General features: G+C 45.5%; 11 protein-coding genes. All 11 read left to right on the plus strand.

What is annotated here, in order from left to right:
* The first annotated feature begins 23 nt into the window (after positions 1 to 23).
* The gene (locus AACR09_RS12645) at positions 24 to 1205 is read left to right on the plus strand and encodes a M24 family metallopeptidase (RefSeq protein WP_193835092.1); all 1182 of its coding nucleotides are present in this window, start codon (positions 24 to 26) and stop codon (positions 1203 to 1205) included.
* Positions 1206 to 1607: 402 nt separating this feature from the next.
* Positions 1608 to 2210, plus strand: a complete 603-nt coding sequence (gene betI / locus AACR09_RS12650; protein WP_193835093.1) for a transcriptional regulator BetI — start codon at positions 1608 to 1610, stop codon at positions 2208 to 2210.
* A gap of 125 nt (positions 2211 to 2335) precedes the next feature.
* Positions 2336 to 3796, plus strand: a complete 1461-nt coding sequence (betB, locus tag AACR09_RS12655) for a betaine-aldehyde dehydrogenase (RefSeq protein ID WP_151408024.1) — start codon at positions 2336 to 2338, stop codon at positions 3794 to 3796.
* A 72-nt stretch (positions 3797 to 3868) separates the two neighbouring features.
* Positions 3869 to 5596, plus strand: coding sequence for a choline dehydrogenase (gene betA / locus AACR09_RS12660; protein WP_193835094.1), 1728 nt, complete (start codon positions 3869 to 3871; stop codon positions 5594 to 5596).
* A 145-nt stretch (positions 5597 to 5741) separates the two neighbouring features.
* Positions 5742 to 6713, plus strand: coding sequence for a choline ABC transporter substrate-binding protein (locus AACR09_RS12665; protein WP_004732435.1), 972 nt, complete (start codon positions 5742 to 5744; stop codon positions 6711 to 6713).
* Between the two features lie 95 nt (positions 6714 to 6808).
* Positions 6809 to 7651, plus strand: coding sequence for a choline ABC transporter permease subunit (gene choW / locus AACR09_RS12670; RefSeq protein ID WP_009845976.1), 843 nt, complete (start codon positions 6809 to 6811; stop codon positions 7649 to 7651).
* 2 nt (positions 7652 to 7653) lie between these two features.
* Positions 7654 to 8868: a choline ABC transporter ATP-binding protein gene (choV, locus tag AACR09_RS12675; protein ID WP_017078464.1), complete on the plus strand. Its 1215-nt coding sequence runs from the start codon at positions 7654 to 7656 to the stop codon at positions 8866 to 8868.
* Between the two features lie 362 nt (positions 8869 to 9230).
* Positions 9231 to 9713 carry a MarR family winged helix-turn-helix transcriptional regulator gene (locus AACR09_RS12680; protein WP_004732429.1) on the plus strand — a complete coding sequence of 161 codons (483 nt, stop codon included), beginning with the start codon at positions 9231 to 9233 and terminating at the stop codon, positions 9711 to 9713.
* 276 nt (positions 9714 to 9989) lie between these two features.
* Positions 9990 to 11405: a coniferyl aldehyde dehydrogenase gene (locus AACR09_RS12685; RefSeq protein ID WP_193835095.1), complete on the plus strand. Its 1416-nt coding sequence runs from the start codon at positions 9990 to 9992 to the stop codon at positions 11403 to 11405.
* Positions 11406 to 11490: 85 nt separating this feature from the next.
* Positions 11491 to 11934 (plus strand): hypothetical protein, encoded by a 444-nt coding sequence (locus tag AACR09_RS12690; protein WP_193835096.1) that lies wholly within the window; start codon positions 11491 to 11493, stop codon positions 11932 to 11934.
* Between the two features lie 217 nt (positions 11935 to 12151).
* Positions 12152 to 13357 carry an iron-containing alcohol dehydrogenase gene (locus AACR09_RS12695; protein WP_193835097.1) on the plus strand — a complete coding sequence of 402 codons (1206 nt, stop codon included), beginning with the start codon at positions 12152 to 12154 and terminating at the stop codon, positions 13355 to 13357.
* The last annotated feature ends 89 nt before the right edge of the window (positions 13358 to 13446 follow it).

Consider the following 13446-nt stretch of genomic DNA (forward strand, 5'->3'; position numbering starts at 1 on the left):
CTTATTCAATCAAGGATAGAGATATGAGTATATTGCCATTAACACCTCCGCAGAGAGGGTTTGAAGCAGCAGAACTAGAGCAACGTACTGTCGAGTTGCAACAACGTCTTCGCGCGCAAAACATCGATGCTGCGTTTTTTACGACCGAACCAGAATTTCGCTATTTCAGTGGCTTCAAATCGCAGTTTTGGGAAAGCCCAACTCGACCTTGGTTTTTGGTGGTGCCAGCGGTTGGTAAGCCCATAGCGGTAGTACCAGAGATCGGTGTGGCTGGTTTCGACGATACATGGATTGAAGATGTGCGCAGTTGGCCGTCGCCAAGGCCAGAAGATGACGGTATCTCTTTGTTAGCTTCTACGCTATCTGAAGTCTCCAAAGATTCTCGCAGAATCGGTTCGATGATTGGCCCGGAAACACATCTGCGTATGCCTGCCACTAACTATGCGTTGTTACAGCAGAAGCTGAGCCAACACCGTGTGGTTGATGTGTCGCTGATGGTTCGAGATCTGCGCAGTGTTAAGTCTCAAGCGGAGATCGATAAAGTACGCTTCGCTTGCCAAGTCACGGCTGCGGGCTTTGAGTATCTTCGTCATCATCTCGCGATAGGGATGACAGAACGACAGGCGTGTAAAGCCATGCATTTGGAGATGTTGCGTTTGGGTGCCGATGCGTGTCCTTACTTGATTTCGGCATCTGGCCAAGGTGGCTATGACAACATCATCATGGGGCCAACCGATCGTGTGCTCTCTGAAGGAGATGTACTGATCATCGATACGGGGGCTAACTTTGATGGCTACTTCAGTGACTTTGATCGGAACTATGCGTTTGGGCATGCGCAGCCAGACACGATAGCGGCTTATGACGCCGTTTATCAATCGACAGAAGCGGGGCTCGCGATGGCAGAGCCGGGACGAACAACCGGAGACGTGTGGCAAGCCATGTGGTCGGTGCTCGAAAAGAACGGCGCGCTTGGCAACGATGTGGGTCGTATGGGGCATGGATTAGGCATGCAGCTAACAGAGTGGCCATCACATGTACCAAATGGTGACGTGATATTAAAACCCGGCATGGTGTTAACGTTAGAGCCCGGTATGGCGTTTGCGAAAAACCGCATGATGGTACACGAGGAAAACATCGTCATCACCGAATCTGGCTGCGAAATGCTGCATCAAAGATCTTGGCAGTCGATGCCGATTATTGGCTAATTGCGCTTAGAATCTAGTCATAATTTTGAATCCTGGTAGAGGAGGGCGTTCAAGCACTTTGTTGGACGCTCGGTTTTCTTTTTCACTTCGCTATACCTCGTCATCTTTTACACTTAAATACCTCTAATTTCCGAATTCCTCTTTGTTTCAAGAAGCTCTCTTTCTGTTCAAATATTGTCCTTGTTGAGCAAAAACATTTGACCAATAACTATCACACCTCAAATCTTTAATTGTTTTCGTTAGTGCTCTAAATGATATTCAACTCTTTGTTTTATAATGATTTTTGTTGATTTTAATACTGTGTTGTTACGAGTTTGTTTTAAATAATCATTTGAACCCTAACTAAATTTCTGTCATTTTATATTTAACTGAACGTTCAATATAAAATAAAAGGACTAAGAAATGCCGAAGGTTGGGATGCCTGATATACGTAAACCACAGCTTGTTCAAGCCACCATGACGGTGATTGATCGAGTGGGTTTGCATGCCGCGAGTATTGCGTTGATCAGCAAAGAAGCGGGAGTCTCCACTGGCATTATTAATCACTATTTTGGTGGAAAGCATGGGCTGCTCGAAGAGACCATGCGTGAAATCCTTCGCCAACTTTCCAATACCATCACCACGTCACTAAAAGAACTTCCTGTTGATGCTCACCAACAGAGAATTAACGCGATCATCGATGGTAACTTCGAAGGTTACCAAGCAGAAAATAAGGTCGCGAAGGCGTGGTTGGCATTTTGGTCATATTCAATGCATGACGAGCAGCTGAAAAGACTGCAACGTGTGAATGAAAAACGTTTGATTTCACACTTACGTCTTGAGTTGAAGGGTATTTTGAATCATGAACAAGCGGATCTCGTTGCTCACGGGATTGCGTCTCTGATTGATGGTTTGTGGCTGAGAGGCACACTAAACCCAGATGGTATCGATGCTCAAAAGGCGCGAGCCATCATCAATGATTATCTAGATAAACAACTTACGTTCTACTCGTGTCACAGCAAATAGATCGCAGTGGTAGCGTTAGACCTTGAGCTAGACCTGGAGCAAGAGCTAGAACGACCACTATTCGCACCCAATACTCACATATAGACCAGTAGAGTCTAATAACAATAATTAAGTCAGAATCTCAAATGGAAATGAACTCGTTATACATCGATGGCGCAGCGGTTAAAGCAACCTCTGGTGAAACCTTTGATAGCATTAACCCTGCAAACGGCGAACCTATCGCGACGTTAGGCCAAGCATCTTCAGCGGATGTCGACAGTGCTATTGAATCAGCTAAACGCGGATTTGCGGTATGGTCTGCAATGACCGCTGTGGAACGCAGCCGCATTCTGTTGAAGGCTGTGGAAATACTTAGAGCTCGAAATAATGACCTTGCAAACCTTGAGGTTGTTGATACGGGCAAGCCGCTGCAAGAAGCGATTGAAGTGGATGTGGCGTCTGGCGCTGATGTTATTGAATACTTTGCTGGTTTGGCTCCAACGCTACAAGGCGACCAACAGCCGCTGAGCGAATCTCAATTTTTCTACACTCGTCGTGAACCGCTAGGCATTTGTGCGGGCATTGGCGCGTGGAACTACCCAATTCAAATCGCGATGTGGAAATCGGCTCCGGCATTGGCCGCGGGTAACGCGATGATTTTCAAACCTTCAGAAGAAACGCCGCTCACAGCTCTAAAGCTTGCAGAGATCTTTACTGAAGCTGGTCTTCCTGATGGCGTGTTTAACGTGGTTCAGGGTGATTACCGTGTTGGTCAGATGCTAACGGCGCACCCAGACATCGCGAAAGTGTCGTTCACGGGCGAAACTGGTACCGGTAAAGCGGTAATGGCAGACAGCGCTAAGACGCTGAAATCAGTCACTATGGAACTTGGCGGAAAGTCACCAATGATCGTGTTTGATGATGCGAAATTGGATGATGCAGTTTCAGCTTCGATGGTGGCTAACTTCTACACCCAAGGCGAAGTGTGTACTAACGGTACCCGTGTTTATGTACACGAAAACATCTACAACGCATTCATCGATCAACTTAAAACACGCACTGAGAAGCTGATCATTGGTGATCCAATGGACATGGAGACTCAGATCGGCGCGTTGATTTCTAAAGAACACCTTTCAAAAGTCCTTGAAGCCATTGAGCTAGCTAAGCAGTCGGGTGCAACCTTGCTGACGGGCGGCTATCAAGTGACAGACAACGGCTTAGTAAACGGCAACTTTGTTATTCCTACGGTATTCACAGATTGCCATGACGACATGCCTCACGTTCAGCAAGAAATTTTCGGCCCTGTTATGTCGGTGTTGAAGTTTACGGACGAAGACGATGTGATTCGTCGTGCTAACGATACTAAGTACGGCCTTGCTGCTGGTGTTTTCACGCAAAACCTTTCTCGCGCTCACCGTGTCATTCATCAAATGCAGGCGGGTATTTGTTGGGTTAATACATGGGGTGACTCACCTGCAGAAATGCCTGTTGGTGGCTACAAACTTTCAGGGGTTGGCCGCGAAAACGGGCCAGAGACTCTACTCCACTATACGCAGACTAAGAGCATTCTTATTGAACTTGGCGACTACGCCAGCCCTTATGCCTAACGCGTAACACTCAATTTTATGGGTTAGCTTAACAGAGCTAGCCCTACTGACTCATCTCAGGGAAATCAAAACATGGAACAACGCTACGATTATATTATCGTCGGCGCGGGTTCGGCCGGCTGTGTGTTAGCGGATAGGCTAACGGAAAGCGGTGAACATAGCGTTTTATTATTGGAAGCGGGCGGTACGGATAAGAGTATTTTTATCCAAATGCCGACTGCGCTTTCTTACCCAATGAATACTGAAAAGTACGCTTGGCAATTTGAAACAGAGAAAGAGCCGGGCCTTGATGGACGCGAACTGCACTGCCCACGTGGCAAAGTGTTAGGCGGCAGCTCATCAATTAACGGCATGGTCTATGTTCGTGGCCACGCGTGTGATTTTGACCAATGGGAAGAAGAGGGCGCAGCGGGTTGGAACTATCAAGCATGCTTACCTTATTTCCGCCGTGCTGAATCATGGAACAAAGGCGGTGATGAATACCGTGGAGACAATGGCCCAGTCGGCACTTGTAATGGTAACGATATGGAGCTCAATCCGCTTTACCAAGCGTTTATAGATGCAGGTAAAGATGCCGGTTATCCAGAAACCAACGACTACAACGGCTACCAGCAAGAAGGCTTCGGCACTATGCATATGACGGTAGACAAGGGTGTTAGAGCCTCAACCTCTAACGCTTATCTACGTCGAGCATTGAAGCGTTCAAACCTAACCTTGAAGAAAGGTATCGTGGCGCGTCGTTTCTTACTTGAAGCACAAGACGCACAAGACCAGTCATCAAAAGGCCAATCGGGCTTGAAAGCCGTCGGTGTCGAGTTTGAAAAGTCAGGCAATACCCAGGTGGCTGTGGCGAACAAAGAAGTGATCTCTTCTGCGGGTTCTATCGGTTCTGTTCAACTGCTGCAGCTTTCTGGTATCGGCCCGAAAGCGGTGCTTGAAAAGGCCGGCGTTGAGCTGAAACACGAGCTGAATGGCGTAGGTGAAAACCTTCAAGATCACTTAGAAGTGTACTTCCAATATCACTGCAACGAACCCATCACGCTCAACAGCAAGCTTGGCTTGGTCAGCAAGGGCATGATTGGCGCGGAATGGATTCTGACTCGTAAAGGCCTTGGTGCCACTAACCACTTTGAATCGTGCGCGTTCATTCGTTCTCGCAAAGGATTGAAGTGGCCAAACATTCAATATCACTTCCTGCCAGCAGCGATGCGTTACGACGGGCAAGCGGCCTTTGATGGTCACGGTTTCCAAGTACACGTTGGGCCTAACAAGCCAGAGAGTCGCGGTACGGTTGCGATCACTTCTGCTGATCCGCATGCCAAGCCAGAGATCATTTTTAACTACATCTCGACTAAACAAGATCGCCAAGATTGGCGCGATTGTATTCGTCTGACGCGTGAGATTTTGTCTCAACCTGCGATGGATGTGTACAGAGGCAAAGAGATTCAGCCGGGTCTAAATATTACTTCCGATGAAGCGATTGATGAATGGGTTAAGCAGAACGTTGAAAGTGCATATCACCCTTCTTGTGGCTGCAAAATGGGTTCAGATAACGACCCAATGGCGGTGCTTGATGAAGAGTGTCGCGTTCGCGGTATCGACAGCTTACGTGTTGTCGACTCATCGGTTTTCCCAACCATTCCAAACGGTAATTTGAACGCCCCGACCATTATGGTTGCTGAGCGTGCTTCCGATTTGATTTTAGGTAAGCCGATGCTCAAAGAACAGGGCGTTTCAGTGTGGATTGCACCTGATTGGCAAGAGAAGCAAAGAATAAATAAACCAGTAAGAGAAGCGTAAGCCTCTGTTATTAGTTCAAAAATAGAAAGTAGTTAAAAAATAGAAAAAGCAAAAAGTAACAACAAAAATTAGTCAAAAGTCAGAAGAACTGCTCTCTATCGGTGTTGATATCGAGCAGAAAAAGGAAAGATAAAAAGGAACCATTATGACGACTCTAAATATTCAGAACATGACCACGAAAACGTTAACAGCACTAGCCATTAGTTCATTTGCATTTGGTGCTAACGCTTCTATTGAACCACAGCAATGTGAAAACGTTCGCTTCGCTGATGTAGGCTGGACTGACATTACCGCAACAACCGCCGTTACTTCTGAACTATTAAAAGGCCTTGGTTACAAAACCAAAACCGACCTACTTTCAGTACCGGTGACTTACTCTTCAATGGCGAACGGCGATATTGATGTATTCCTAGGTAACTGGATGCCAACCATGGAAGGCGATATTGCTAAGTACCGTGAAGCGGGCACGGTTGAAACCGTTCGTGCCAACCTTGAAGGCGCAAAATACACGCTAGCTGTACCAAAATATGTGTACGACTCTGGCGTAAAAAGCTTCGCAGACCTAGCAAAACATGCCGACAAGTTTAAAGACCGCATCTACGGTATTGAGCCGGGTAACGATGGCAACCGCTTAATCCAATCAATGATTGATTCTGACGCGTTTGGCTTGAAAGATTTCAGCCTAGTGGAATCAAGTGAAGCGGGCATGGTATCGCAAGTATCGCGCGCTGCTCGTCGTAGCCAGTGGATCGTTTACCTTGGTTGGGCACCGCACCCAATGAACAGCAATGTTGAGATGGAATACCTATCAGGTGGTGACGACTTCTTTGGCCCTAACTACGGTGGCGCGAATGTTTACACTAACGTTCGTTCAAACTACCTGTCTGAGTGTGCAAACGTCGGTCAACTTCTACAAAACCTAGAATTCACTCTAGAGATGGAAAACCAGTTGATGGAAGAGATTCTTAACCAAAAAGTGAAGCCAGAAAAAGCAGCTCAACAATGGTTGAACAAGAATCCTCAACAAGTTGAAGCTTGGTTAGACAACGTAAAAACGCATAAAGGTGAATCAGCGACTCAAGCCGTCACTGAATACTTAAAGCAAGTTAAAGCTTAGTTCTACCTATCTCAACAGCTACATAAATAATAAAGGTGGGCTTGCCAATTTATCGATTGGTTTGAAGTAGCCCACCCATAATAAAAGGCAATATTGTGAATTTTATTACGGAAAACAAAATCCCTGTCGGACAATGGATGGAAGCGGGTGTTGATTGGCTAACAATCAATGCAGCAGGATTCTTTGACGCTATTTCGATTTTTCTAGAAACCGTCATTATGTTTTTAGTCGATGTATTTAAGTGGATGCCGCCTGCTCTGCCAATCGTGATGACTGCTGCTATTGCATGGTACTTACACCGTAAACCTTCGCTGGTGATCTTTGTGGTCGCAGCACTGCTGACTATTCTTAACCTCGGCTATTGGCAAGAAATGCTGGAAACCTTTGTTCTCGTCTTTGCGGCGACAACGATTTCCGTATTAATTGGCGTACCGGTTGGCATCATGGCTGCTCACCGTCCTTGGCTCTATACAGTTTTGCGTCCAATCCTTGATTTGATGCAGACAGTCCCAACTTTCGTTTATCTGATTCCAACCCTGGTTCTATTCGGCTTGGGTATTGTTCCTGGCTTAATCTCGACCATTATTTTCGCGATAGCTGCACCGATTCGTTTAACCTACTTAGGGGTAACTAAAGTGCCCGAAGAGTTGATTGAAGCGGGTAAAGCGTTTGGTGCCAGCCGCATGAAGTTGCTGATGAAGGTCGAATTACCGGCGGCTTTACCAAGCATCATGGCGGGTGTAACCCAATGTATTATGTTGTCGCTTTCGATGGTGGTTATCGCCGCTCTTGTCGGTGCTGACGGACTTGGTAAACCTGTTGTTCGTGCATTGAACACAGTGAACATCTCACAAGGTTTTGAAGCCGGGTTGGCGATTGTATTAGTCGCTATCATTCTTGATCGCTTGTGCAAAACACCAAACCAGAAGGAAGCTTAATCATGTCTAACTCTCAGGAAAAAAAGACAATGGACGCGATTACCATTAAGAATCTCGATGTTGTGTTTGGTAATAAATCGAAACAAGCGCTTGAGCTACTCGACCAAGGTAAAACTCGCCAAGAGATCATTGATGAGACTGGCCAAGTGGTTGGCGTAGATAATGTGTCGCTGACGGTTGAAGAAGGCGAGATTTGTGTGCTGATGGGGTTGTCTGGTTCTGGTAAATCATCTTTGCTTCGCGCAGTTAACGGCCTGAATGAGATCAGCCGTGGCTCATTGGCGATCAAAGATGGAGACAAGCAGGTTGATTTAGGTGAACAGTGCGACGAAGCGACCTTGCGTCATCTTCGTACTCACCGCGTTTCTATGGTGTTCCAAAAATTTGCCCTAATGCCTTGGTTAAACGTGTTAGATAACGTGGCGTTTGGTCTAGAAATGCAAGGCGTAGCCAAAGATGTTCGTCGTGCTAAAGCGCGTGAACAACTTGAAATGGTGGGGTTGGCAGAGTGGGAAACCAAGTATCCGCATGAGCTTTCTGGCGGTATGCAGCAACGTGTTGGTCTAGCGCGTGCCTTTGCGATGGATACCGACATTCTTCTTATGGATGAACCGTTTTCAGCGCTTGATCCGCTGATTCGTGCGCAGTTGCAAGATGAGCTAATTTTATTGCAAAACAAGCTTAACAAAACGATTTTGTTCGTGAGTCATGATTTAGACGAAGCGCTGAAGATTGGTAATAACATTGCGATCATGGAGTCAGGCAAACTGATTCAACACGGTAAGCCTGAAGAGATCGTACTGACGCCAAAAACCGAATACGTAAAAGACTTCGTTGCTCACACCAATCCATTGAATGTGCTTAAAGGTCGTTCTTTAATGCAGCCTCTTGATTCACTGACGCAAGAGAATGAAAGCTGGAAGATCTGCGATTCTAAAGATCTCTGGATTGAACAGAATGAAGGTGCTTTATCGGTGAAAGGTGAATCTACCTTGGCGCTTGTTGAGTGGAGCGAGTCTGACGACCTAACCGCGATTAACGCGTCTAGTGTGGTAGTGACAAGCCCGGAGATTGGTATGCGTGATGCGATTAAGCTTAAGCAGATCAGTAACCACCCAATTCTGTTGGTTGAAAATAATCAATTGGTAGGGATTTTGGATAACAGCGAGTTTTACAACGCGCTAACGGGTAACTTTCAGATGAATACCGCTGCGTAAAATTTCGTTTTTCAGCTTAGCTATTGAGGCTGGTTTTTTATTGGGTGGAGAGGATTAAATCTCTCTACCTCTATGATTATTAAAATATATTATTCTTTGAGTTTGTATTCTCTGGTTCATTATTTTTGTCTTCATTGAAGCTTTCATTCCCCCTTCATTAAGCAAAAGTGCCGTACCACGCAAGTTTAGTGGTATAGAAAAGATTGAGAATAGTATGAACATCAGTACAATGCGGAAAAATCAATGAAGTAATTTATCAATTTACAGTGTAATTCGAGCGCGCGTGACGTAATCACTCGAGACATTTCATCGCTTCGACGCTGTAAAACCATTCACAGTATATTAGTACAAAGGTCTGCATCTTGGACAAACATGACGAAATCCTGGTCGCTATTCGCCAAATTATTCGCGCTATCGATTTACACTCGAAGAAGCTGAGTAAAGAGTATGGTTTGACTGGCCCTCAATTAATCTTAATGAGAGCAATCCAAGAAATGGGTAATGTGACGATCAAAGAATTGTCTAATCAGACCAATGTAAGCCAAGCAACGACGACGACGATCATCGACCGTCTAGAGTTAAATGGCTATGTACAACGAGTACGCAGTTCATCGGACCGTCGCAAAGTACACGCGAACCTGACTGAAAAAGGTCAAGAGTTGCTAAACAATGCGCCACCGCCGCTGCAAGATAACTTCGTGAAAAAATTCCAAAACCTAGAGACGTGGGAGCAAAGCTTACTGCTTTCTTCGATGCAGCGTGTATCAGCAATGATGAACGCAGAAGACATCGACGCTGCTCCAGTGCTTCAGCTTGAAGGCATTGCAAACGTAGCCAAAAGCTAACGTTAGTTTTAAATTATCTATTTAAAACAAAAACTTAAAGAGTTATTAAATGGTCGCATTAAGCGGCCATTTTTGATCTCACCATGTGAGGTTTCTCGTTATACTGCCTGCTCGTTACGCCCTTCTATTTTAAATCTCCCTGGGTTTTAACCCTACGTTGTAATCACCCTATTTATTTGTATTCAAAAATGCACTGACGATTCTCTGACAATAAAGGTGTAGACCGACCGGTCTGATTTGTATTATTGTGTGCTCATCTTAACCACGAGGTGATGTATGAAATACGAATTGACGCCAACACAAATGACCATGACGTTGAACAACATGCAGGGAGCTTTTGCACAGAACCCGATGCCAGCGGTATCGGTGAGAATTGAGCAGTTGCTTGCACTTAAATCTGCGCTTATCGATTACACAGATCGTTTGTGTTCAGCCGTGAGTGAGGACTATGGTCACCGCAGTCGACAAGACACTTTGATGGCCGACATATTGCCTTGCATCGGCAATATTGATCACAGCATTGAGTGTTTACCTCATTGGTCGACATCTTCGATTCGTCATTCCGGCCCTTTGCTTTCAACCTCTCGTGTTGAAGTGGTTTATCAACCCAAAGGCGTTGTCGGGATCATTGCTCCGTGGAACTTTCCGATCATGTTATCCGTCGGCCCGCTTATTTCAGCGTTGGCTGCGGGCAACCGCGCCATGATCAAGATGAGTGAATTTACCCCAGCGACGAACCAAGTATTAAGAGCGCTATTGGCGGAAGTCTTCCAATTCGATGAGGTGTGCTTGGTTGAAGGTGAGGTAGAAATCGCAGCCGCATTTTCGGCGTTGCCGTTTGATCATCTTCTGTTTACGGGGTCAACCCAAGTGGGTCGCCAAGTGATGAGGTCAGCGGCTGACACGCTAACTCCAGTCACGCTAGAGCTAGGCGGTAAGTCACCGGTTATCGTTGCAGAAGACATGCCAATTGATATCGCGGTTGAGCGAATCATTTATGGTAAGAGCCTCAATAACGGGCAGGTGTGTGTGGCTCCTGACTATGTATTGCTACCTGAAGGGAAAGTTGAATCTTTCATTCAAGAGTATAAAAAACAGTACCAATTGCTGTTCGATGAAGGGGTGTATTCCGAGAGTTTGACGTCCCTAATCAATCCTCGTCAATGCGACCGCATCGTTGGTTTGTTGAATGAAGAACGACAAGCTGGAACGCGAACAGTGGCCTGCCATGACGAAGCGATGGACTTAGATTGCCAACGACTGGTGACACATCTGATTGTTGAACCAAGCCTGTCATCCAAGGTGATGAACGAAGAGATTTTCGGCCCACTATTACCCTTGATTACGTATCGTAATATCGAAGAGGCGTTCCAAGTCATCAATAGCAAACCAAGGCCGTTAGCGCTTTATCTAATGAGCTTTGATTTGAGCTTACAAGCTCAGGTTAAACACCAAGTTCATTCCGGAGGAATGTGTATCAATGACTGTGTTTTCCATTTAGCGGTTGATGACACACCGTTTGGTGGCATTGGTGAATCAGGGCAGGGCAATTATCACGGTAAAGAAGGTTTCCTTACTTTCTCCCATGCCAAAACCGTCTTGGAAACGGGCTTAGATCATCGAGTTAAGCATCTGTTTTCAAAAGAAGACAACGAATTAAAGACCGCAGTGATGAGCATGCTTGGCAAGTAAATCATTTCTGTCATTACCCAATTTATCTACAAGAAGTTATTTATAAAAAATTATTTTTACGACGTTATTTTAAGAGGTTATTTTTATGTTAGAACGATTTTTTGAACGAACGATGAAAGCGTATTTGATGGTTACAGGATTATTAACCGCAACCGCTTTCTCTACTTTCCTTGCGCCTGATTGGAGTATGCAAACGCTGTTCTCGTACAACGATACGATGATGGCGAACAAAGAGTATCTTATGGGTACCTATCAACACTGGGGAGTCATGGTTGGCTGTATTGGTGTGTTGTTGATGTTCTCGGCGAAGTACAAATCGCTGCGTACTTCGACCATGATTTACAGTGCATTTGAGAAGTCGATGTTTGTGGGCATATTCTTATACAACGTGTGTATCAACGATTATGAGTGGTTTTATGGTTGGAGCGGTGTATTTGCGCTCGATGGATTTGTGACTGTCTACTCTTTAGTTTACCTGTATTACTACCTCACTAGAGACAAAAGCAAGGTGCCAGCTCATCTTCGTTAATAGTTAATGAGTTGCTCATGGTGAATCAATGACACTTATTCAATGAGCACTCTCTAACTAGCTTACTTATTACTACAGCCCGCATTTGCGGGCTTTTTTCGTTTTGGGGCAATGATCCATAAAGATCTTAATTGACATATCTTTGACATTAACACTCTAGACCGACCGGTTTGTATTGGTTGTTGTTTAGTCATCAACTAGAAATGAGGTAAATACCATGACAACCAATAATTTTAACTTTCAACTTAAAACCATTGTTCATGCTCAAGAGAATGGCATTGAAAATATCCCTTCTCTTTTTGGTCGCTTAGGTGCGCAAAGAGTCGTGCTCTTTTCTGATAAAGGCTTGGAGTCTCTTGGTTTTGTTGAGCAGTTCTCGGCGTTGTTTGTAAACGAAAAGGTGATCCAGCCAGGTAATGAACAAGCAGTTCAACTTGTTGGCGTGTACACCGATATCGCGCCAGACGCGATTTGCGACAACATCAACGCAGCCATTGAGTTTGCAAACAGCGTCAATGCTGATGCGATCTTGTCTGTTGGCGGCGGCAGCGTAATTGATGCTTCTAAAGGTGTGAAATACGCATTTCATAAGAAGCTAGATGACATTCGCACCGTGATTGCGGGTGGCGGTCATATGGATGTGTGGCCAAACAATGAAGACATTCGAGTGCCCCACATTGCGGTTCCGACAACGGCTGGCACAGGCGCAGAAGCTTCTCCTATTGCTGTTTTTTACAACGAACATGAAAACATTAAGGCAAGCCTAGTCGCATCTGGATTGGAAGCCGATATCGCAATCCTTGATGCAACGGTGACCACTAAGCTGCCAGCTCACCTTACTCGTTCTACCGCGATGGATGCACTAACACACGCCGTTGAAGCGATTGTCTCGCCAATGAGTAATGCATTCACCGACGCTTACGGCATTCAGGCTGCAAAACTGATTGTTGAAAACTTACCCTTGGCACTTAAAGAGCCAGAAAACCTAACGGCACGTGGCAACCTTCTTCAAGCAAGTACCATGGCGATCTCTGCTTTCTATTCGTCTTTGGGCGGCATTCCGATTCATAACTGTGCTCACGCTTTTGGTGCGATTAGCCACATTCCACATGGTGATGCCAACACGGTACTGATGCCGGTTGTGATTGAAGCGCTGCCTGAATTCTATATGCCGAATGCGGCGAAGTTAGCTCAAGCTTTCTCTGTCGACACTACGGGAACCGATGAGATGGTTTACCAGAGAGTGTTGGATTTCTTAAACAACTTCCAAACCAGTGTGGGTGCGATGAAGCGTTTCAGCAGCTGGGACTTTGATGCGCAAGAGAAGAGCAACATTGCAGAAGCGATTGAAAAAGACATCTGTTTTCAGTTCTACCCAATCTCGAAACAGACGATTGAAACCATCATAGAGAAAGCGATTTAAGTCTCTGTCTTAATCGACTGAATGTTATGACCATTTAATTCAGTCGATGATTCAGTCCCTGATTCATTCAACAATCATTACTCGAGAGC

Source organism: Vibrio sp. OPT20 (genome assembly GCF_963889365.1).
GTDB lineage: Bacteria > Pseudomonadota > Gammaproteobacteria > Enterobacterales > Vibrionaceae > Vibrio > Vibrio splendidus.

Bases quoted from the DNA above. Each gene is read 5' to 3' on its own strand.
- betA (WP_193835094.1), top strand. From the start codon at position 3,869: ATGGAACAACGCTACGATTATATTATCGTCGGCGCGGGTTCGGCCGGC.
- betI (WP_193835093.1), top strand. From the start codon at position 1,608: ATGCCGAAGGTTGGGATGCCTGATATACGTAAACCACAGCTTGTTCAA.
- choV (WP_017078464.1), top strand. From the start codon at position 7,654: ATGTCTAACTCTCAGGAAAAAAAGACAATGGACGCGATTACCATTAAG.
- AACR09_RS12695 (WP_193835097.1), top strand. From the start codon at position 12,152: ATGACAACCAATAATTTTAACTTTCAACTTAAAACCATTGTTCATGCT.
- AACR09_RS12665 (WP_004732435.1), top strand. From the start codon at position 5,742: ATGACGACTCTAAATATTCAGAACATGACCACGAAAACGTTAACAGCA.
- AACR09_RS12685 (WP_193835095.1), top strand. From the start codon at position 9,990: ATGAAATACGAATTGACGCCAACACAAATGACCATGACGTTGAACAAC.
- AACR09_RS12690 (WP_193835096.1), top strand. From the start codon at position 11,491: ATGTTAGAACGATTTTTTGAACGAACGATGAAAGCGTATTTGATGGTT.
- betB (WP_151408024.1), top strand. From the start codon at position 2,336: ATGGAAATGAACTCGTTATACATCGATGGCGCAGCGGTTAAAGCAACC.
- AACR09_RS12645 (WP_193835092.1), top strand. From the start codon at position 24: ATGAGTATATTGCCATTAACACCTCCGCAGAGAGGGTTTGAAGCAGCA.